General features: G+C 34.2%; 16 protein-coding genes and 1 pseudogene. 12 read left to right on the top strand and 5 right to left on the bottom strand.

Annotation, left to right across the window (positions count from 1 at the left end):
• Positions 1–206 precede the first annotated feature (206 nt).
• Complete coding sequence (locus LNP81_RS11915; RefSeq protein ID WP_230036078.1) at positions 207–4,163, top strand: hybrid sensor histidine kinase/response regulator transcription factor; 3,957 nt, start codon at positions 207–209, stop codon at positions 4,161–4,163.
• A gap of 132 nt (positions 4,164–4,295) precedes the next feature.
• Here LNP81_RS11915 and LNP81_RS11910 read toward each other — a convergent pair.
• A pseudogene (locus LNP81_RS11910) lies at positions 4,296–4,968 on the bottom strand (IS6 family transposase).
• 186 nt (positions 4,969–5,154) lie between these two features.
• On the opposite strand from LNP81_RS11910, the gene LNP81_RS11905 reads away from it, so the two are divergent.
• The 8 genes from LNP81_RS11905 to LNP81_RS11870 all read left to right on the top strand — a co-directional run bounded on the left by LNP81_RS11905 (position 5,155) and on the right by LNP81_RS11870 (position 11,048).
• Positions 5,155–5,943: a helix-turn-helix domain-containing protein gene (locus LNP81_RS11905; RefSeq protein WP_230036076.1), complete on the top strand. Its 789-nt coding sequence runs from the start codon at positions 5,155–5,157 to the stop codon at positions 5,941–5,943.
• 71 nt (positions 5,944–6,014) lie between these two features.
• Positions 6,015–6,524 carry a dihydrofolate reductase family protein gene (locus LNP81_RS11900; RefSeq protein ID WP_041519107.1) on the top strand — a complete coding sequence of 170 codons (510 nt, stop codon included), beginning with the start codon at positions 6,015–6,017 and terminating at the stop codon, positions 6,522–6,524.
• A gap of 23 nt (positions 6,525–6,547) precedes the next feature.
• Positions 6,548–7,213: an NAD(P)H-binding protein gene (locus LNP81_RS11895; RefSeq protein WP_041519189.1), complete on the top strand. Its 666-nt coding sequence runs from the start codon at positions 6,548–6,550 to the stop codon at positions 7,211–7,213.
• A 135-nt stretch (positions 7,214–7,348) separates the two neighbouring features.
• Positions 7,349–8,275 (top strand): AraC family transcriptional regulator, encoded by a 927-nt coding sequence (locus tag LNP81_RS11890; RefSeq protein WP_041519105.1) that lies wholly within the window; start codon positions 7,349–7,351, stop codon positions 8,273–8,275.
• A gap of 204 nt (positions 8,276–8,479) precedes the next feature.
• Positions 8,480–9,232: an SDR family oxidoreductase gene (locus LNP81_RS11885; protein ID WP_041519103.1), complete on the top strand. Its 753-nt coding sequence runs from the start codon at positions 8,480–8,482 to the stop codon at positions 9,230–9,232.
• A 13-nt stretch (positions 9,233–9,245) separates the two neighbouring features.
• Positions 9,246–9,641: a hypothetical protein gene (locus LNP81_RS11880; RefSeq protein ID WP_230036074.1), complete on the top strand. Its 396-nt coding sequence runs from the start codon at positions 9,246–9,248 to the stop codon at positions 9,639–9,641.
• 148 nt (positions 9,642–9,789) lie between these two features.
• A complete protein-coding gene (locus LNP81_RS11875; RefSeq protein ID WP_041519187.1) occupies positions 9,790–10,530 on the top strand; it encodes an SDR family oxidoreductase in 741 nt (246 codons plus the stop codon).
• Between the two features lie 47 nt (positions 10,531–10,577).
• Entirely contained in the window at positions 10,578–11,048 is a 471-nt protein-coding gene (locus tag LNP81_RS11870) for a DUF1097 domain-containing protein (RefSeq protein ID WP_041519100.1), read from the top strand.
• A gap of 267 nt (positions 11,049–11,315) precedes the next feature.
• Here LNP81_RS11870 and LNP81_RS11865 read toward each other — a convergent pair whose 3' ends face one another.
• The 4 genes from LNP81_RS11865 to LNP81_RS11850 form a co-directional block, all read right to left on the bottom strand.
• Positions 11,316–11,477: a hypothetical protein gene (locus LNP81_RS11865; RefSeq protein ID WP_165587340.1), complete on the bottom strand. Its 162-nt coding sequence runs from the start codon at positions 11,475–11,477 to the stop codon at positions 11,316–11,318.
• Complete coding sequence (locus LNP81_RS11860; RefSeq protein ID WP_041519098.1) at positions 11,474–12,049, bottom strand: ATPase; 576 nt, start codon at positions 12,047–12,049, stop codon at positions 11,474–11,476. Before LNP81_RS11860 ends, LNP81_RS11865 begins: the two co-directional genes overlap by 4 nt.
• A gap of 467 nt (positions 12,050–12,516) precedes the next feature.
• Positions 12,517–13,452 (bottom strand): hypothetical protein, encoded by a 936-nt coding sequence (locus LNP81_RS11855; protein ID WP_230036071.1) that lies wholly within the window; start codon positions 13,450–13,452, stop codon positions 12,517–12,519.
• 163 nt (positions 13,453–13,615) lie between these two features.
• Entirely contained in the window at positions 13,616–14,377 is a 762-nt protein-coding gene (locus tag LNP81_RS11850) for a Cthe_2314 family HEPN domain-containing protein (protein WP_230036069.1), read from the bottom strand.
• Positions 14,378–14,902: 525 nt separating this feature from the next.
• On the opposite strand from LNP81_RS11850, the gene LNP81_RS11845 reads away from it, so the two are divergent.
• From LNP81_RS11845 to LNP81_RS11835, 3 genes are all read left to right on the top strand, one after another.
• The gene (locus LNP81_RS11845; protein ID WP_230036067.1) at positions 14,903–15,400 is read left to right on the top strand and encodes a hypothetical protein; all 498 of its coding nucleotides are present in this window, start codon (positions 14,903–14,905) and stop codon (positions 15,398–15,400) included.
• Positions 15,401–15,481: 81 nt separating this feature from the next.
• A complete protein-coding gene (gene proA, locus LNP81_RS11840; protein ID WP_230036065.1) occupies positions 15,482–20,125 on the top strand; it encodes an anti-phage protein ProA in 4,644 nt (1,547 codons plus the stop codon).
• A 69-nt stretch (positions 20,126–20,194) separates the two neighbouring features.
• The gene (locus tag LNP81_RS11835) at positions 20,195–22,861 is read left to right on the top strand and encodes a UvrD-helicase domain-containing protein (RefSeq protein WP_230036063.1); all 2,667 of its coding nucleotides are present in this window, start codon (positions 20,195–20,197) and stop codon (positions 22,859–22,861) included.
• The last annotated feature ends 351 nt before the right edge of the window (positions 22,862–23,212 follow it).

Here is a 23,212-nt window from a genome sequence, read left to right as displayed (position 1 = left end):
TTTAACCTAAAAAATTGTCAATATCACTTATTTAAAAAGTCAAAGTAGATGATTTTAATTCAAAATAAAATGATTCATTTGTGTCAATTTCTATCTTAAATGAGTCAAATCGTATAATTATATCCAATTAAACAGCGGTTTGCATCATTTTGTTGAACATTGACACGATTTGATTAAAACATGATTTTATCTTAAATAACACAACAATGCGTAAATTCTTTCTTTTTTCATTTTTATTGATTTTTTCGATAAATTTTACTCAGGCACAAGAATATTATTTTAAACATTTTCAGGTTGAAGAAGGACTTTCAAACAACACCGTTTTGACTTCTTTACAGGACGAAGATGGTTTTATGTGGTTTGGAACCAAAGATGGTTTGAACCGATTTGATGGTTATCGATTTAAAACATATCGCAGTAATGGCAACCCTATTCATAGTTTAGGAAGCAATTACATTCAGTCTCTTCATGAATATAAAGGTGTGATTTGGGTAGGTACAGATAAAGGTTTGTATCAATACAATAAAAAGACAGATGAATTTACTGTTTTAAATGAAGCTATTAATGACCGGATCAACGATATCAACCATGATAAAAACGGAAATATCTGGTTTATTTCAGGCAATATTCTGTACAAATATTCGACGATAAAGAAAGAAACCAAAACTTTTAATCCGAATAAGTATTTTATCGTGACTTCGATTTCGCGGGATTTAAATGACCAAATTTGGGCTTCATCATTAAACAAAATCTACCGTTATTCTGAAGAAAATCTTTCGTTCGAAAATATTCCGATAACGCCTCCGGTAAATTCAGCTAATTTTAGAATCACCGTTATTTATGCATTAGATAAAAACAATATTGTAATTGGTACGCAGGACGATGGTGTTTTGGTGTATAATATTCCGAATAAAACTACTTCATGTTTACAATTTTCGAGTAAAAATCCGGTTTATGTGCGCCAATTTAAAAAGAAAGGCGATGACGAACTCTGGATTGCCAGCGAATCTGGCGTTTATGTTTACAACCTGAAAACAAAAGTGAATGTAAATCTCAAAAAAAATTACAATGATCCTTATGCTATTTCAGACAATGCAGCTTATTCGATCACTATAGATAAAGAAAACGGTATTTGGATTGGAACCTATTTTGGCGGTATTAATTACCATCAAAAACAATACACGCAATTCAAGAAATATTTTCCGCAAAAGGGACAAAATTCCATTAGCGGAAGCGCCATAAGGGAAATTCATAAAGATGATAAAGGTGATCTCTGGATTGGAACTGAAGATGCGGGCTTAAACCGATTTAATCCAAAAACGCAGCAGTTTACCTCCTATTTACCTAACGGAAGTAAAAACGGTGTTTCCTATTACAATATACATGCCCTGATGCCCAGAAAAGACAAAATTTGGGTGGGAACTTTTGAGCATGGTTTAGATGTTTTGGACAGAAATACGGGTGCGGTGCTCAAACATTATAGTGCCAATAATCCTTCATCGGGATTGCGAAGTAACTTTATTTTTTCTTTTTATCAAAACAAAAAAGACAAACTAATTGTTATTACCACAATGGGACTTTATAAGTATAATGAGCAAAATGATAATTTCGATACTTTAAAAATATTTCCGGAAACTACACATTACACCAATTATAAAGAAGATAGCGACGGAAACTTGTGGGCCGGAAGTTATCGCGATGGTTTATTTTATTACAACCCGAAGACCAAAAAGAAAGAGGTTTTTATCTATGATTATAAAAACCCGAATGGCATTAGCAATAATTCTATCAATTATATATTTGAAGACAGTTCGAAAAATCTATGGTTTGCCACTGAAAATGGTCTGGATTTATTTGATAAAAAAACAAGAGCTTTTAAAAAATTCACTACCAAAAATGGTTTTCCAAGCAATGTTGTCTATTCTATTTTAGAAGATGATGCTAAAAATTTATGGCTGACAACTTCTAAAGGTTTGGTAAAATTTGGCCCGGACCATAAAAGCATAAAAATTTATACAACGGCAAACGGTTTATTGAGCGATCAGTTTAATTATGCATCGGCGTTTAAAGATACAAACGGCGATATGTATTTTGGAAACCTCAACGGAATGATTAGTTTCAACCCGAAGAATTTTACCAAAAACAAATACACTCCGTCTATCTTTATAACCAATTTGCAGATTAACAATAAAGATATCGATGCCAACGGAAACGATTCGCCTATAAAACAATCTATTTCTCATATTGACGAACTGGAACTCAACAGCAGTCAATCGTCGTTTAATCTTGAATTTGCTTCTTTAAATTATACAGCTCCGGAACTTACCGAATATTGGTATAAACTTGAAAACGTAAACAATGACTGGGTTTACCTGGAGCGCAACCACAAAGTTTTCTTTACTGAACTAGCTCCTGGCAATTATGTATTTAAAGTAAAATCACTAAATAGTTTTGGAGTTTGGAGTAAAGAAGTAGAATTAAAAATCAGGATTTTGCCTCCGTTTTGGGCGAGTTCTTACGCTTACTTTTTTTATTTTCTGCTTGTTTGCGGCGCATTTTATTACATCATACGTTACTCGCAACACTTAACCCAGATTAAAAACAATCGAAAAATAAAGCATCTCAACGACGAAAAAGAAAAAGAAATCTATCAGGCTAAAATTGATTTTTTTACCAATGTGGCGCACGAAATCAGAACACCTTTGACATTGATAAAGGGACCTTTAGAAAAACTTTTGGTGATGGAACATCAATTACCTGAAGTCCCTCAGAATCTTTCTATAATGAAAAAAAATACATCACGATTATTGAAATTGGTGAATGAATTACTGGATTTTAGAAAGTCGGAAATTGGCGGATTGAAACTGACTTTTGTCGAAGCGAATATTTCATCGATGGTTCGCAATTTTCATTTAAGATTCAGTCAACTGATTGAGGAAAGAGCTATTGAATTTGAACTGGAATTGGGAGATAAAGATATTTCTGCTTTTGTAGACAAGGAGGCTTTCAAAAAAATCCTGAGCAATTTGATGAATAATGCCATTAAATACGCAAACGAAAAGGTTTCTATTACACTTTTTAGGGACGAAAAGAAACTGACTTTGATAGTAAAGAATGACGGGAATCTAATTCCGTCTCATTTGAAAGATAAAATTTTCGAGCCATTTTTCAGGGTCGATAATATGGATGCAACTTCCGGAACCGGAATTGGGCTTTCTCTGGCACATTCGCTCACACAATTACATCACGGAAGTCTGCAGGTAATTCCGGATTCGAAACTGAATATTTTTGAACTTGTGGTTCCGCTTCGTCAGGAAGAAGAATTTATGTTTTATAATGAACCTGAAAAAGAAGAAATTGAAACAGAATCTGAAATTACTGAAATCGAAAACAAACACGAGAAACCTCAGCTTTTGATTGTAGAGGACAATGAAGATTTACTGAATTTTATTACCGCAGAAATGTCGTCAATCTACACGGTTTTAAAAGCAGATAATGGCGAAAATGCCCTGAAAATCATTCATAATGAAAATATTCAATTGGTGATAAGTGATGTCTCGATGCCGGTTATGGACGGGATTACTTTGTGTAAAGAAATCAAAGCTAATTTGGAAACGAGTCATATTCCGGTTATTTTGCTTACGGCTAAAAACTCGCTAAAATCACAAATTGATGGTCTTGGAGCTGGCGCCGATGCGTATATTGCAAAACCTTTCTCTATGGACTATTTGAAAGTTCATGCAAATAATCTGATCGAAAATCGAAAACAGATTATGAATTATTATGCTAGTTCGCCCCTTTCTCATATTAAAAGTATTGCACATAATAAAACCGATGAAAAATTTCTTAAAAAACTGGACGAAGAGATTTTAAAAAATATTACTGATTCTGATTTAAGTGTAGAATCTCTGGCAGAAATCATGAATATGAGCCGTTCGACTTTATACCGAAAAATCAAAGATATTTCGAACTTAAGCCCGAATGAGCTCATCAATATTGTACGTTTGAAAAGAGCTGCAGAACTACTTTTGAATGAGAATTTTAAAATCTATGAAATTGCCGAAAAAGTGGGCTATAAATCGCAAACAAGTTTTGGCAGAAACTTTCAAAAACATTTTTCGATGACACCATCTGAATATATTGCTATGAATAAAAGGCTTTAATGCTTTTTATCTCAAAAAAAATAAATCTTGATTTTATGCAAAAACCCAATTCTGTATTCTTTTTTAATATTTAAAAACTTGGTTCTGTCGCATCTGTCAGACTCAAATATAAGAATTTATGTAATTTAAAAGTTAGCCCGCCAATTTACAAAAGGATTTAAACATAGTTTCCCTGGGATTGACCATCTGATTCTTTCTAAGCATATGAACAACCTCAATACCCGTTAAAGTTTTCTTTGCAGATTCAAAACTTTTAAAGCCTAATCCGTTTTGTATGAGCCACTTGATAAAACGATGATCCTGTTCTACCATATTGTTGAGATATTTACACTGTCGGATTTTAATCTTTGAGAACGAACGTTTGTTATATACTTTGATCACTTCAGTATTAGAACCGCTTTTATCAATGTTTATTACTCTTGGCCCGAGTTATTACTAATTGCTTTAATTAGAAACGACTGAGCACTCATTCTCAGTCTTTTTCTGGTCAATAGAAAGTCTACTGTATGGCCTGATTTATCTACCGCTCGATATAAATAACACCAAATCCCTTTTACTTTGATATAGGTCTCATCCAATCTCCAACTCGTACCCACTCTGCCTTTTCTCTTTTTCATCTCTGACTCAAGCAAAGGTGTAAACTTATACACCCAACGCTGAATCGTGGCATGATCAACAGAAACTCCTCGCATTTTCATAATCTCTTCAACATCGCGGTAACGCGGTAACTAAGTGTAAATCTTAATTTGAAATATACGGCCTGAAGTATAATAGATTTCGGATAGCAATGACCTTTCGTATTCATGAGTTTAACAATTTAAAAAAGACAAAGATAAAACTTAGCTTTAGATGCGACAGAACCAATAAATCTTCTGTTTATTAATTATGGTTATATCGCAAGATAAATTCGTAAATTTGTTATTCTTTTTGGAAATTCTATCTTCCTAAAGCCTTACCTTAAATATCAAATTACCAGTTGTCCATAAATCTTGTGAAAGAATCAGAAAGCACAATGCAATATCACTATGAAATAAATACCCCAGAAAAAGATGTACTACTGCTCTACATTCATCAATACATTCATTTTTCTTCTTCAAGTGAAAGAATAGTGAAAAAAAATTTATGGCCAAGTGCTAATGCTTCACTTATATTTAATTTCAAAAAAACAAAATTAAATAACAAATTAAGCCCTGTTGTTACTATAGTAGGATTACATGATACTATTCATACAATACAACCTGATGAAAATGATATTGATACTATTATAGTTCATTGTTGTCCTTCTGTTTTTTCTGTTTTTAATACTACACAGAATTCTTTTCTGACTAATACTATTATTGATGCAAAAGATGTATTTGGAGAGTCTGTTGACTCACTTGCCACAGCGCTTCAACTGACAAAAAACACAAAAGAAAGACAAAATTTACTAGATACTTTTTTTATCGGATTACTTAATAATACTACCGAACAAATTTCTTGTTTTGCAAAACTTGCTGCAACTATTCAAGCAGATCCTGAATATAAAATAACATTAGGAACAGAGATAAGCTATCGTCATTTATCCCGAATGTTTAAACAGATAATAGGAGTGAATATTCAAACCTACAAGCGTTTAGCCCGATTTGAATTAGCCAGGCAATTGATAATCAAAGAAACGACTCCTTCATTAACAGATGTTGGTTATCAATCTGGTTATTACGATCAGGCTCATTTTGCAAAAGAATTCAAAAAACTATCCGGTTTAAGAGCTAAATATTTTGGCCCGCTGTGTTCCATTTAAATTTTCAATGTCCATTGTGTACAATTTTATGCTTTTAATGCGAAGTAATTTTGCTTAAAAATATATAACCAATGAAAACAATTATTTATGTAGCCGTTTCAGCTAATGGACTAATTTTATTGACAAGCGAAGGCAATTATCAAATACCAGTCGAGTTATTTCAGGACTGTATAGGTTTAGCGCACCAAACAGGAAATATGGTGATCGGATTAAATACATACCGCCTCTTTTCCAGTAACCCTAATGCTCTTGAAGCCTTTAAAGGAGTAGAAATCGCAGTACTTTCGGCAAATTGCAAAGAAGAACTCGAAGGGGTAACCGTTTTAAAGAATATAGATGCGGTTATGGAATTTTACAAAACAAAAGGATATTCAAAAATATTTGTTGCTGGGGGTACCTATACCTATCAATCTTTTCTTAAAGAAGGTAATGCAGACGAATTTTACATCAACTATCTTCCCATTTTAACAACTGCAGGAGCACTTCTTGTTAGTCATATACCAGCTGATAAAATTCTTGAAATAAAAGAAAATAAACTAATTGCAGAAAATATTGTTCAACTGCACTTTACAACAAAATAATGTCAATTTTAGAAAACAGTAAAATGAAAAAAGCGGTATTATTTGGCGCCAGTGGCTTTGTTGGTTCTGAATTACTTTTGGAATTATTAGACAATCCGGTTTACAAAGAAGTAACTATTGTTGTAAGGAAACCATTAAATACTACCCACCCTAAGTTGAGAATTTTACTAGGAGACTTTAATTCTATGCCTGGGCTAATTGAAAAGATTAGTGCGGATATTGTTTTTATTGCGCTTGGTGCCATTCAAAACAGCAAACAAAACTCAGTTGAATTTTATCAAATTGATCATGATTATCCTGTTATAGCAGCAAAAATATTGAAAAAAAATGGAGCAAAATCTATTTTTCTGGTAACAGCAGCCGGAGCAAATCCAAATTCAAAATTCAAGTATGTAAAAACAAAAGGAGAAACAGAAAGAGACATTATTGCATTAGATTTTGAATTCACCCATATTTTCAGACCTACAATGATTGTTGGAAATCGAAAAGATAAACGTCCGTTCGAAAAAATAGGAATGAAAATATGGAAACTTATTCATCCTGTTTTTATTGGCCGACAGACTGACTACAAAGAAATCGACGGAAAAGAAATTGCAAAAGCAATGAATAATGCTTCTTTAAATCAGACAGAAAAAATTAAGATTTATAATTGGAAAGAGATGAAATTTTACTCTAATTCTAAAGAATAAATTACACTGGTATAAAAAAAATAATACTAAACTTTTTTCTCTAACTTAATTTTTTAAATGAAATAAAATGAGTCACATGATTTCTTAAGACTCCAATTTAGTAGATTTGTATTAATCCATTCCAATGAGTCTACAATGAGTGAAAAAGATACCGCAACGAGGTCATTATATGATTTGTACATCGAATTAGGTGTATCGGTAGATATGCTTGACCCTAAAGCCGGCTTCGCTGTAGTTAATTTAAACGATGTCGGTTTTGAGCTCCCTTATAAATCGCCTCCATTTAGGCCCAACTATTTTTCGTTCCTATTTGTAAAAAAAGGTTCGGGACAATACACCATTGACAATCAAACTTTCCTGACAGAACCTGGATCTATTTATTTTACAAATCCAAGTAATTACAGAACCTTTGAATGGAATACAATTGATGAAATTTATCTAATTTGTTTTGATGAAACATTCCTGAAAGAAAATGTACATCAGGATGTTTTTAATGAGTTTTCGTTTTTATTGACCGAAACGGTACAGCCTAAAATATTGAATACAGTGTTTTATCAGCAAATCGAACAGCTTTATCTTCAAATTCATAAGGAATATTTAAACAATTCCAGATATAAGTACAGAATAATAGGCAGCTTGTTTGTTGTGTTATTAATAAAGATAAAGGAATATTTTTGGGAAGATTATAATCCTATATATGAAGGTAATCGATCCTCACAGATTGTAAAAGATTTTAAGCGTACATTAGAACAGCATTATCGCGATTTAAGCAGCGGTAAAACTCAGACTGTTTTTAGAGTGCAGGATTATGCCAGTACTCAAAATTTGCATCCCAATTATTTAAGCACGGTAATAAAAAGCAAAACAGGGAAACCTATCGCCACATGGATTGTCGATAAAACAATATCGGAAGCCAAATCTTTACTGCAAAATTCAACAATCTCAATTAAAGAAATTGCTTTCTTACTAGGTTTTTCAGAAGCGGCACATTTTAGCAATTATTTTAAAAAACATACCAATTCCTCTCCTGTACTCTATCGGAAGGAACACATCGCCAACTAAAAAATCAAGCCTGCAAATTTAAATTTTGCAGGCTTTTTTTATTAATGCCTCAACCACTTTCAGAAAAACGACAGCTGCAAATTCTAAATATTTAAAATTTGCATGGAATGCTTTATTCCTTGCAATATTCGACGCTTGCCACCGCCATACATTTGTCCTTTCAAATTAAAACAACATTTTAAAATCATTTAAAAAATTAAAAGCATGAAAAAATTAAACAACAAAGTAGCGGTAATTACAGGCTCAGTTAGAGGATTAGGAAAAGCAATTGCAGAAAGATATGCCGCAATGGGTGCAGACATCGTAATTAATTATTCCAAAGACAAAGCTTCGGCAGATGCAGTTTTAAGTACTATTAAAGCAATGGGGGTAAAAGCAATTGCTGTTCAGGCTGATGTGAGCAAAGTGGCCGATTTGGAAAGATTGTTTGCTGAGGCAAAAGCAGCATTTGGAAAAATTGATATTGTAGTGGCCAATGCAGGAATCGAAATGGTAGAAGTTCCTGTTACTGAATTTACAGAAGAACAATTTGATAAAGTATTTTCTATTAATACTAAAGGAACTTATTTTACGCTTCAGCAGGCTGCCAAACACATTGAAGATAACGGCAGAATTATTTACATCGCTTCGAGTACTACTTCTTTCCCCGTTCCCGGAATGGCTGTTTACGGAGGAAGCAAAACTACGCCAAGATATTTAGTCGATATTTTATCTAAAGAAATAGGACATAGAGGTGTAACAGTGAATTCAATTATCCCATTTGCTGTAGATCACTCGGGGATATTTGCAGAGGCAGACAGCTACCCGGAACTAAGAAAACAATTGTTAGACAGCTGCCCGATGAGACGATTGGCAGAAGTGGAAGATGTAGCAAATGTGGCTGAATTTTTTGCAAGTGATTTATCTTCTTTTGTAAGCGGACAACACTTATTGGTAAATGGCGGAGCTACAAACTAAAATCAAACCGTCTATGAAAACATTAATAATGGGACTGTTTTTTACTTGCTTTGCCTGCGGGCATCCCACAAATAAATTAGAGAAAGTGAATTTAGATAAAATAAAAAATCAAACGGTGAAAAAAGCCATTGAGGCTTTGCAAAATGCCGATGAAATTGCATGGTTTTCATTATTTACTGAAGATGCCCAACTGTATGATGATGGAAATAAAAAGAATTTTAAAAGTTTTTTTGGAAGAGCATTAGGACATGAACAATTTACTTCGATTGACAAAACAGAGAACAATTCACTTGACATTTACGGAAAATTTCATAGTGATGTGTGGGGCAATTTTAAAACTTATTTCAAATTCCAAATCAATAAAGAGGGAAAAATTACAAGACTAGATATCGGACAGGCAAATTATTAAGGTTTGTTTTTTTAAGTTTAAACCGTAGAAGCAATCTTTAAAATGTATAAGTAATCCTTTAGGGCTTGTATTTTTAAAAAGTAAAAAGTAACAACCTTTGTATCTGCAAATTAAAACAACAAATAATAACAAATTAAAAAACATAATTATGAAAAATTTAAACAACAAAGTAATTCTGGTAACAGGAGCTTCCAGAGGAATTGGTGCAGCAGTAGCTAAAAATTTAGCCGGAAGAGGCGCAAAAATTATCGTTAATTATTCCGGCAGCTTACAGGCTGCAGAAGAAACTGTGAATGCAATTAAAAATGCCGGAGGCAATGCTATTGCTGTTCAGGCAGACGTTAGTAAATCAAACGAAGTAAAAACAATGTTTGATCAAGCTATTGCTCACTACGGTAAAATTGATGTATTGGTAAACAATGCTGGTATTATGATTACCAAATTGATAAAAGACACCACAGATGAAGATTTCACAAGACAATTTGATATCAATGTAAGAGGTACTTTCAATACCCTTAGAGAAGCTGCTACAAGATTGGCTGACAATGGAAGTATTATCAATTTTTCTACTTCTGTAAATAGAATCATGTTGCCTACATACAGCACTTATGTCGCTACAAAAGCTGCTGTAGAACAATTAACCCGGGTAATGGCTAAAGAAGTTGGCGCGAGAGGAATCAACATTAACTCTATCTCTCCCGGTCCAACAAATACAGAGCTCTTTACAAACGGAAAACCACAGGAAGTTATAGACAGGTTGGCCTCACTTTCTGCTTTTAATCGCCTTGGAGAACCGGAAGATATTGCACAGACAGTTGCTTTTTTAGCCAGCGACGATGCTAAATGGATTACAGCTCAAAACATTGGAGTTAATGGCGGAATGGCATAACTCCCGGACATACTAATTAGTTTAATCAATTAAAAATATAAATACTCATGAAAACTTTTCAGACCGCAATCATTTTTGGCCTTTTTGGAGCAGTTGCTGTTTCCATATCGTTCGCGGCACAATGGCCAACTTGGGTTATGTTTATTGCCTGGGTGAGTTATTACATTTTTGGAAGAAATATTAAAAACTCAGCCTTCGCTTTTATCCAAATTATTTTAGGGATTTTAATGGGCGTTCTGATCCAATTAACCGGAATGTTTTTGGGTAGTTATCTTGGGGCAATTGGCCTGCCTGTATCCATATTTATTTTTATTGGTTCATTGGCTTACATTTCAAAAATAAAAAGTTTAAGTACTATCCCTGCCTGGTTTCTAGGACTTATCGTATTCTTTGGTATTCATCCAAAACTTGAGCCTCTTTCACTTTTAGAACTGGGAGTACCGCTTATTTTCGGATTCATTTTTGCCTTTTTAAACGATACTGCTGTACATAAAATTCAATCTGCTTCTGAACATTAAGTAAGATCTTTATTTCTTATTCAATTATAATACTCGATGAGTAAAAGATGGCGTCAACCAAAGAAAAATGACGCCATCTTTTTTTTATAAAAATCAGTAGAATTGACCATTTATTATTAAAATCAAATGACAGAATAAATTTTTAAAGCATAGTTTTACAAAATTTGATGTATGATATATTATTGCCCTTTATGATTTAAATTCAAATAAGAAAAATAAAAAAAGCCCTCATTTCTGAGAGCTGTTGATTCTTAGAAGTGTACTTTTTTATAAAGAACTGGCTTTTATCCTTACAATCTTGCCATCCTGCATAACAACTAGGTCGCTGTTATTTTTCTTTTTAAACTCAATTAATTTTTCAGAAACTTTATCCATTGCCTCTATAATCTTTTTCTGAGTCGCTGTCGTTGTTGGTTTGTCTTCTCTCATGATTGGTTCTTTTTGAGTTTATCGAACTTGATTTCATCTATAACTTCAATATCATTACCTAAAGTTTTCTGTGCTATCAATTCAGCTTTTACAGCTGTATTGTCAAAAATCAATGCCTCGTTAACTATAGGCAAATATATAGCAAACAAATTAGTTATTCCGTTTTTATATCTGCGTTTAATAACATCGGTTTCAATATTGTGTCCGCCTTCCTGAACCCTCGTCTTGACCCTTTCAATTGCCAGGTCAACACTATCGAGCCAAAAAAATAAAAGAACCACTTTATAGCCTTTTTCTTGAGCCGAAATCACTTTCTCCTTATAGCTCTTTGTGGCTAAAGTCGTTTCAAAGGCAAAAACTTCATTATTTGCTAATAATTCATTGATTCTGTGGAGCATTATTCTTCCCGATTCAAAGGCAGCTTTTTCAGGCTGGAAAGGAGAAAGTCCTTTAGCAATTTCGTCCGCATTTACAAACTCCTTACAATTTAGTATTTCAGGAAGTATTGTAAATGAAGCAGTAGTCTTGCCTGCACCATTACAACCTGCAATTATATAGAGATTTTTATTCATCCTTACAAAGATAATAAATTACACTTTTAGTATACAATATTTACACTTTTAGTTTATTCTTCAAATGTCTTAAAAACCTGCAAGCAAACGACAATATTGATAAATTTTAATAATACTTTTTCCTTACCTTCCATCCATCTCCTCAATCATCGCCCAAAATCAAAATAAAAAATCTAAAAGAAATAACGAAAAAAGAACAACTTACTAAGTAGTAATTTATCAGATCATCCTTATGTTGCGGAGTCTGAAGTTCCGTAATAGCATGTTTCACTAGCTCAGTCTTCGAGACTAACCATAAGTGCTAATGAATAATTAGTCATGTTGAAATCGTCATTCGTCTCAACATCCCTGAAGTCTAAGTTTAATCAAACCGTATTATAATTGAACTAAACACAATATAAGTTTCTAGTTTTTTCAATTGAGCTAATTGGCTAAATCCATTATAGAAGCTTTTCGTTTTAGTACTTTTACCAATCTTCATATAGAAAATCTGCAATTTCTTTTGTTGTTTTATGTTTTAACATTGACATATACTCTAAACTAATATCTGGTGAAATCTTTTCGATTTCTGCAATTCGTTTATTGTGTAGATTGAATTTTTCAACATTTTCAGCATTCTCAGTTATTGTAAGCTGAATTACTTCTTTCGTTTCAGTATCTGTCGCCTTTAACCCTTTCTCATTAATTTCTACATTTTCTAATTTTAGAATTAGTGAAGGAGGAAAATCATTTACCTGCTGTATAATTTTATTACCTGTAATAGGAATAAAAACCCATAACGATTTATTTGAATTATTTATAATTCCAGTTGCAAAAGGTTTTGCTCCAAAGATTAATATTTTTTGAGTTTTATACTCTAAAATTAACAAACCTTTTTCTAAATGCTCGCTCTGTTGAAGCAAATTTTTAAGATTGCTTTCTTTATTTAAAATAGTTGAAGAATCAAGAAAAATTGAGTTTATAAGGTTCAAGTTATGCTTGAATGCATTCATCAGAATGATACCCATTAGAGCACCAGCTTCACGATGTGCAAAATCATTTCTGAACTTCTTAGCTATTATCCATTGCTCAAACAAATCATTTGAACATACTTCTTTTAATCGTGTAAGCTTTGAATGTAGTGGTTCGAAACCATCTCTCTTTAAAACTAAAATTTCGAGTTTTAAGGTAACACTTGCTTCAAAAATTCGTGTCGATTTTGAAAATGCTTCATCAATTAATGGATAATTAAAATAGCTATAATACATTAGCCTTTCAACTACTTTGTAATCATTAATTATCGTCTCTGGAACTAAAGAATGGAATTTCCCTTTTAGTAAATATTTTTCTCTAAAATCATCCTCAGATTTCACATTAAATACTTCCCAGATTTCATCAGGTTTAAAATAATCTATTTCTTTCATATAAGTTATTGTTTAAAAGTCTCTTGAGAAGGCATTACACCTAATATCCCCACAAGTTACTCTGTTTGCGACTTTCGAAATTGAATCTTTCCGGCTAAACGAAAATTTACTAAAAACGATAATTCTACTAAATTACTAAATTGCACAAGACACGTAGTAGCGCTTATTGTTTTGCTTTAGCCCTATTTAAAAATTCAGGGATTGTTACGTTCATAAAAAAATTGATATACTGCTCAGCTGCATTATTTCCACTCTTAATGTACAATAATCTTTCATTTTTGTATTTTTTCAGCTTATATTCCAATAAAAATTTGGGCATCATTTTTCTGAAGTCATCACCTAATTTCATATTAAATTTTTCTGAATTCCTGTAAATCATCAGTGGAGCTTCAATATCATCTTTTTCCGAATCCTTGAATATTCCACGATGAGTATTTAAATTTCTGGCTTTAATTATGTGCTCAAAACTTTTATGATAATATTCTATTACTTTTATTGATAATGAGTCTTTAACTACTTCCGATTTCATTAAATTACCCCAAGTACATTTTTTTTCGGAATACCCAAGTTCGTATACTTCATTGGTAAATAATTTGAACAAATCTAAGAGTGTATTGGATTTGTGAAAGAAAACTTCGGTGTGATATTTAATATAATCTAAATGAGAAATTTCATTTTCTTCATAAAACTTTTTTAATGGAAGTCGACGAAGAAAAACTTCTATTTTTCTTAAATCTTCTTTCGTTTCACTTATTTTAGAATAAATGCCAAAAACTCTATTAGCATAATTCCCCTCTGGACTAAATAAATGATGATTGTTTTTGGATAAGCTATACTCTGGATGAAAACGAATCTCTTCCATTGTACGATGAACAATTTCAAAAAAATCTTTAAACAATTTGTCGTTAAAGTCTGTTATTTCCATTTAATCTCTTTTACATTTAATAATGTTCCGGGACTACAGCAGGTTCGGGACTGCTGTACCATTCTTCTGAATTATTAAGTTTTCTAAAGACAATATCAATTTACAATAGACCAATATTGCCTAAATCTACTTTACTACCTATTCTCTTCAATTTTTTATTTAATAATGATGGCATTTAGATATGCTTATTAAACAAGATCAAAAATATCCAAGAATTACGCAGTTATTTTGCGTAGTTAAAAATAATTATTACTTAGGATTTTAAGTATGAAAAAAAGCTTCTTTTTTTACTGCAAAACTTTTTCGTCCAGTAACTAGCTCTAACTAAATGTTCATATTTTAAAATAGGTATTAATACTCATTGGAAACAACAATACAATTAATATTTTTGAAAACATCGATAAAGTCCAAGTTCTCACCAAGAACAATTTTCGAAATTACGTTTTTCCGTAACACTTTAAGTTGTAAAAACTTAATCTTTGCAGTTAACGTTATTAATTATTTTACCACAACTTAATGAAGAATATGGTTTTACATCAGAAAACGCTCGAAAAATTAAGAAACCTAATTAATGAGGAAATAGAATATCGGTCAGGTCCCAAATTAGTTGCATTCTTTAAACAGTTAGGTTTTAAAGATTCATATTGTGACGAATTTCCATCTAGATGGAAATACACTGATGAGAAACTTATTAAAATAAATGGGACACCAGAGCTGCAACAATGTATAGCCAATCTCTTTGCTCCCATAAATTTCATTGAAAACCCGAATAAATTAGATCATTTTATAGATGAGTGGACATTGGTCAATCTAATAGAAGTTTCATGTGAAATCGGATATATCAAAGAAGACGTAAAAAAATTCAGCCATTCCCTACGAGATTTCCGCAATTATATCCATCCAAACGAACAAGTAAAAAATGGCTTTAATCCCGACCACCATACTGCTAAAATTTCTTGGCAGGTTCTTAAGGTTGCCATCCAGCAGATTAGTCACAAAATTAACAATACCCCGCCATCATAGATCTTCTAAAAGTTTAAAAATATTGTGCTTATCTTTTTGTAATGTTTTATTTAATAACTTAGGAAATTTAATTATCAAAATATGTCTGAATCAATTCTACCCAAATTGGAAGCCTCTCGTAAAGAGCTTTTAGATCTAGGAATGCGCAATACACTGCTTAATTATAAGGCTTCGAAAGTTAAAGGCCTGCAGATTGTACAGGAACAATCTTCTTCTATATATGATATCTTGGTAAAACAGAATAAGGCAATGACTTTTCTGGGCCGTCCCGGTAAAGATGAAGATGATGAATTATTTGAGCTTCCGGAACTTACCGAACCGGAACTGCAGGACGCTTACAATGATACCCGATTACAGACCAATGAGACAGAAAAAAAGCTTCAGACCAAAATATTAAACACCTATTATTTTGCCAGAACCAGCATTGAAGAGCAGGGTGTCAACATGCTCTATCTTGCCTTGGGAATACTTAACTGGTATGAGAAAGGAAATAATGACGATACAAGAAAAGCACCATTGATTCTACTTCCTGTAGTTCTGGAGCGTTCCAGTGCAAATGAACGCTTCCGTTTAAGATACAGCGGGACTGAAATTGGAGCAAACCTTTCGCTGCAGGCTAAAATGATGGTGGATTTCAGCATCACTATTCCCGATCTTCCTGAAGAAGAGGAATTGGACCTCAAAACATATTACAGCATTGTAAAGGAGCGAATCAGCCATATTAAAAATTGGAGTGTTGACGAGGACGCCATTGAACTCGGATTCTTTTCTTTTGGTAAATTCATGATTTACCATGATTTAGACAGTGAAAAATGGCCGGAAAATAAAAAACCGTTCGACCATACTATTCTACAATCCTTATTTGGCACCGGATTTAACGAGCCCCAGCCGTCAACTGGTGAAGAGCATCATCTTGACAACGATACAAATGCTGACGAGCTGATGCAGGTAGTGGATGCCGACAGTTCACAGGTTATAGCAATGCTTGCCGTACATGAGGGACGAAACATGGTAATACAGGGACCTCCCGGAACAGGTAAATCACAGACTATTACAAATCTTATAGCAGATGCTGTCGGCAATGGAAAAAAAGTACTTTTCGTAGCTGAAAAAATGGCCGCGCTGGAAGTTGTAAAACGAAGACTGGATAATATCAACCTGGGCGAGGCATGCTTGGAACTTCACAGCCACAAAGCAAATAAAAGGGAATTACATAATGAATTAAAACGGATACTTGAATTAGGAAGACCGACAATTACCCGATTGGAGGAAGAAATCAGGTTTCTCCATCCTATGATAAACGAGCTTAACCAATATTGCACTTCCGTAAATTCCGAGATTTCAAAAAGCGGCTTCTCAGCACAGGAAGTGATGGGCAAACTATTACAAATTGCAACCCTTAACAAAGACTACAAATTTCCGAAAATACACGTTGAAAATATCAGCGAGTGGGATTCAATACGAATTAAGGAAGTTGAACAGCTAGCCGACAAAATACAGGTAAGACTGGAAAAAATCGGACAACCGGAAAACCTGCTTTTCTACGGGACCGGTATCAAAATTTTTCTTCCAATAGATGAGGAAACCTCAAAAGAATTATTAGAAGTCGCAATCCAAGATACATCTGAAGCAATAAGTCTTATTAATTCCGTATCAGGTTACATCGGAATTCATCCTTCCATGAAAAAAGAAGATATTGACCAATTGTTAAAAACCATCAAAACTGCAGCTGAAAATCCGGGACTTTCGTCGATAAATATAAGCGACCCGGCCTGGCTGAACAATCAAGCTGATATTGCTGAATTACTGGAAACTGGAATTCGTCTGCAGGAAATGCATAAAAAATATGACAGTTTAGTTATTCCAGAAGCTTGGGATTACGATCTGCTGGAAGTCAGACAAAATTTAATTGTACACGGGAGTAAATGGTACAAATTTTTAATAGGAGATTATAAAAACAGTGTAAAAAAATTAGCTGCAATTCTTACAGCTCCTCTGCCTTCAGATTTGAACGAAAAATTGGAATATGTCAATTCTTTAATGGAAGGAAAACGCCTTACAGCTTCTCTGCTATCATTAGAACCCTTAGCACAGAAATTATTTGATATCAGATATCAAAAGAAACGTACGGATTGGAAGATCATTAAAAATGCAGCCCAATATCTCCAAGAGTTGCACATTCTTATTCAAGACAACGTAATTTCAAATACTTTCCTTTTGTTTCTCAGCAAAAATGAGAACCCTTCTACTGCGGCTGACTTTTTAATTGATCTGGAGAATTCCTTAGAAAAACAAAAAAAATCATTAAAATCCGTTTTGGAAAAACTGGATCTAAAAGATAATCCAATACTGGATACAAGTTTAACCACACAGCAGAACTTATTGGAAAAATGGTCCAAAAATCTACCTGAGATACATCAGGCAGTATCTTGGAATGTAATGAAAGAAGAGATCACTCAAAATGGGGTTGATTTCTTAATTAAAGCTGTTTATAATTGGCCAGACGCCGTTCTGCTCTTAAAAACAGCAGTACAAAAAACCTGGTACGAGCATTTGATCGAGCAGGCAATGACAAATAGTGCCGAACTTCGCAAATTCGAAAGATCCAGCCATGAAGAAATTATTGAAAAATTTAAACGGCTTGATGTACTCAACCAGTTTTACAATCGTGCCAAAGTCGCTCTTAGACACTGGGAAAGTTTACCAAAGCAGGAAGGCGGCGGCCAGATAAATGTACTTAAAAACGAATTCAATCGCAAAGCCAGACATATGCCCATTAGAAAACTTATGCAGGAAGCAGGGCTGGCGATTCAGGCAATCAAGCCTGTTATAATGATGAGCCCTATGTCAATTGCCAATTTTCTTCCTCCAAACAGTATCGATTTCGACCTGGTTATTTTTGATGAAGCCAGCCAGGTACGTCCTGTTGATGCTCTGGGCGCTATTTTACGCGGAAAACAGGTAGTCGTTGTGGGTGATACGAAACAAATGCCTCCGACAAGTTTTTTTGACAAACTGAATACCGACACTGAAGATGAAGAAAATGTAACGGCTGATATGCAGAGTATCCTTGGAATGTGTGATGCCCAAGGTGCTCCCCAGCGTATGCTACGCTGGCATTACCGCAGCAGGCATGAGTCTTTAATCAACTTGTCAAATCAAGAGTTTTACGAAAATAAATTAATAATTTTTCCAAGTCCCGGTTCTAAAAACAAAATGGGATTAGCATTCAATCACCTGCCGGAGACTTATTATGATAAGGGTAAGACACGCACCAATCCTAAAGAAGCGGAGAAAGTTGCAGATGCCATTATTTCCCATGCCTTAAATAACCCGAAGCTAAGCCTTGGTGTCGTTGCATTCAGCACTGCACAAATGCAGGCGATCCAAAATGCTCTTGAGATAAAAAGAAGGAAAAATCCCGAAGTTGAAAGTTTCTTCAGAAGCCATCCTACTGAACCTCTTTTTATCAAAAACCTTGAAAATGTCCAAGGAGACGAAAGAGATGTTATTTTTATCAGTATTGGTTATGGAAGAACTGAAGACGGTAAATTTCCTATGAGTTTCGGCCCCCTAAATAATGAAGGCGGTGAGCGAAGACTTAATGTTCTGATTACAAGAGCAAAAAGCAGATGTGAAGTATTTACAAATTTTACCGCTGGTGATATGAATCCTGGACCAAATGCAAAATTTGGTATCAGGGCATTAAAAAGCTTTCTTTATTATGCCCAGCATGGAAAATTCGAAAGTGACAAGGAAGAAATAAAAAGCAGACCACAGCCATTTGAAGAAATTGTTGCCCAAAGCCTTCGAGACAATGGGTATATTGTCAGGGAAAAAGTAGGTTCTGCAGGATTCTATATTGATCTGGCCATAGTGGATAACGAGAACCCTGGAAGATATATGCTTGGAATATGCTGCGACGGAAAATCTTATGAATCTGCAAAGTCAGCCAGGGATCGAAATAGATTGAGAACTATGGTTCTTGAAGGAATGGGATGGAAATTATTTAATGTTTGGAGCACCGATTGGTTCCGCAATCCCGAAGGAGAACTAAGCCTTTTAATGGAAACCATCGAAAATGCCAAAAATCAAATCGAGCATAATGATGTGCTTGAAGAAGAATTAATGGAAGATTTGAAAAATCTTGTCCGAGAAGAGCCTGAAGAGATCGATGATTCGATCCCAAGATATATAAAAGCCTCACTACCGACTGATGTCGCTCATCAGGAAATCCACACTTATTCCCTTGGAAAACTTGGCACATGGATACAGGAAGTTGTCAAAGTAGAAAGTCCAGTCCACTTTGAAGAAATGGCACGCCGGATTGCAGATGCAAATGGCATTTCAAAAATCGGAAGCCGCGTCAGAGCATCTATTACAGATGCGACAAATTATGCTTTAAAAGCTGGATTGATTAAAAAGAAAGATGATTTTCTTTGGCATTTCGAAGATCACTTACCAATTATCAGGGATAGAAGTTTCCTTAATCCAGCTTCGAAAAAACTAAGTTTTATCTCCGATGAAGAAATGAACTTGGCAATAATCAAAGTTATTGAAAGCTCCATAGCTATCCAGCCGGATAATGCTGTTGTGTTAATTGCCAAGCTTTTTGGATTCGCAAGAGTGACAGAAGATATGCGAAACCATATTTTACAATCTTTAGCAAAAGCAGTCAAATCTGAAGTCATAATAAAAGATGGAGAGTTTTTAAAATTAGTGTAATACTAGATTATATAAGGAAAAACAAATTAAAATTTCAAGTTTAGTCTCAGGTTTTAAATAAAAGTAAAGATGGTTTCAGCATTTATTATCATTCTTAGCACTCTAGTATTTCTTATTGTTGTCCATAACCAAAATCTGCAAAAGAAAAAATATCAGGACAAAAAGTATTTAACTAATCTTAATGAAGCCCAGAGTTTTATTAACTACATTGAAAATTTAAACGACTACATCACCTGGGTGGAACGCGACCGGATAAAGTCTGAATATGCATCAGCAATACACTTCTTTAAAAACAGAACTAATTTTTACAAAAAAGAGCAAACCGTAAAGGTCTTCAATGACATATTCGAAGACTTTGACAAATACATCGTCCAGTACAACAAAAACTACATCAGCACTCAGAAGGAAGAGCTGAAACTGTTTTTCGATACTATTGAAGAAAAGAAATTAGACGATCAGCAGCGCACTGCCGTAATAACAGACGAGCATTCAAACCTCATCATTGCAGGAGCCGGTTCTGGAAAGACACTTACCATTCTTGGAAAAGTCCAATATCTTATTGAGCAGAAAAACATCAGGCCTGATGAAATCCTTGTGCTGTCCTTTACCCAAAAAACGGTTTCGGAATTGAATGAGAGGCTGCAAAAGATTAACCTTGGCGTCCAAGCCACCACCTTTCACAAACTTGGCTATGATATCATTAAAAAATTTCATACCGATATTCCCGCCGTCACCAATGAAAATACTTTATGTGGCGTTATCAGGGAATATCTGAAAGCCGACATTCTAGATGACGATCAGGCCCTGCAATCTTATATCCAATACGTGGCCTGCTATATGAATATCCCAGAAGAGCATGACAGCTACGATTCCTTGGGAGAAAAACTGGACACAGAAAAAGGGATCGATTTCGGTACGCTTAAATCAAAATGCGAGCCGTTAAACATAGTGGCAAACCCTGATCTAAATACCATGAACGGAGAAAGAGTCAGAAGCGTCGAAGAGCTTATGATAGCCAATTACCTTTATCTCAATGGAATTGAATATGAATATGAAAAGCCTTATCCCTATGGTGATTCATTGTACCGTCCTGACTTCTTTCTAACCGACTATAATATTTACTTAGAACATTTCGGCGTGGATGAGCATGATGAAGCTAAATGGCTCACACCGTTCAATGCACAGAAATATGTGGAGGAAATGGAGCTGAAAAGAAATACCCACAAAGAATATAAAACCAGGCTGCTTGAAACGTATTCCTATTACAACAGAGACAAAATTTTACTGGAGAAGCTTAAAAGTATGCTGACCGCAGAGAATGTAGCCTTTAAGCCCAGGGACATAAAGGATATCTATGCAAAGGTTTCAGATGATGAAAAAAACTTTGGCAGGGAGATAAACAAGCTTATTGAAAGCTTCATCAATCTCATAAAATCACGGCAACTGGACCAAAACTCACTGATGGAGCTTTTGTCGGAGAAAAATAAAACGCAAAACACTTTCATGATCGAACGCCAAGGAATGTTTCTGGAGTTTGCACTTCCCATTCTTGAAAAGTATGACCAGAAGCTGAAAGAGAGAATTGAGATCGATTTCAATGATATGATCAATAAGGCCGCAGACGCTGTAAAAAGAAATAGGCCAAGTTATCCATACAGATATATTATCATAGATGAATATCAGGACATTTCTTTTTCGAGATTCAATCTGATTAAGGAAATCCGAGATCTCTCAGGCGCAAGACTGACCTGCGTCGGGGATGACTGGCAGTCCATTTACCGTTTTGCGGGAAGCGATGTTTCACTATTCAGTAATTTTGAAAAGCATGTCGGCAAGCATGAAAAATTACTCATAGAGCAGACTTACAGAAACGCACAGTCCCTTATTGACATAACCTCAAAATATGTCCAAAAAAATCCCAGCCAAATTTCAAAAAAACCTAGTTCCAATAAAGATCCTTTAACTGAGCCCATAAATTTTGTGAATTATCATCCTGATGAAATCGAGGATGTTTTTATAAAACAAATTCAAAACTTAGTAGTCAAGTATGGAAATAAATCGATTTTAGTCTTAGGAAGACACAGCTTTGACATCAATGATCTGATAAAGCTTAGGCCAGAAAGCAGAATTAAATATATCGAAAGAAATGACGCTTTAGAGATCAAAGGCTTCGAAGAAATCAATATTAAATATCTGACGGTCCATAAATCCAAAGGAACTGAAGCGGACAATGTAATTATTTTAAATCTCAGAAATCATCTGTTGGGGTTTCCTAACAAGATGACCGATGATCCTATCTTATCCCTCCTGCTGAGTGATGAAGAAGAATATCGATTTGCAGAAGAGCGCAGGCTGTTTTATGTAGCCTTGACCAGAACCAGAAATGAAGTCATACTGCTAATTCCAGCAGATGCATCGTTATTTACAGAGGAGCTGTTAAAAGATCATAATTATCTTCTTGGTAAAAATAACGGCAGATTAAATATTACTAATTGTCCTTACTGTAAAACAGGAAAATTGGTAATCAGACAGAATCCTTTGAATAGCAATCATTTTTTGGGTTGCTCGCATTATCCCAGCTGTAACCAGACCTACAACAGCCTAGAAATTTTGAATGATAGTTTTCTATGCTTTAAATGCGAAAGCGGTTTTATGACAAAAAGGACAGGGATTTATGGAAGCTTTCTGGGATGTACAAGTTATCCTGAATGCCGAAACACAATAAATTTAAAATAGAGCACCAAGAAGTACTAAACAAATTATCCATCGTGCCATAGTTTATTAAATAGACAAAACTAATTAATCTTCACGCTGAACAAATCGCTGGCTCCAACTAACCTACCCCTTACTGGCAATAGAATGTTTCTCCAATGTAGCCTTCCACACTAAACATAGTCCTGATTAATAATCAGTCGTCTTGAAACCTCCATTGGTCTAGTCATCCATAAAGTCTAGTTTATGCCCATTTCTAATTATGTCCGCATGCGAACATAATTAGGCTGGACACAATAAGAAAAACACATGACGTAAAATTGTTATAGACTGTTGTCTCAATAAAACTAAAATTTGATTTAGTTCTTTATTAGC

Source organism: Flavobacterium piscisymbiosum (assembly GCF_020905295.1).
Classification (GTDB): Bacteria; Bacteroidota; Bacteroidia; order Flavobacteriales; family Flavobacteriaceae; genus Flavobacterium; species Flavobacterium piscisymbiosum.
The sequence above is the reverse complement of the archived record's forward strand: the minus strand, read 5'-3'. Positions and strand labels throughout refer to the sequence as shown.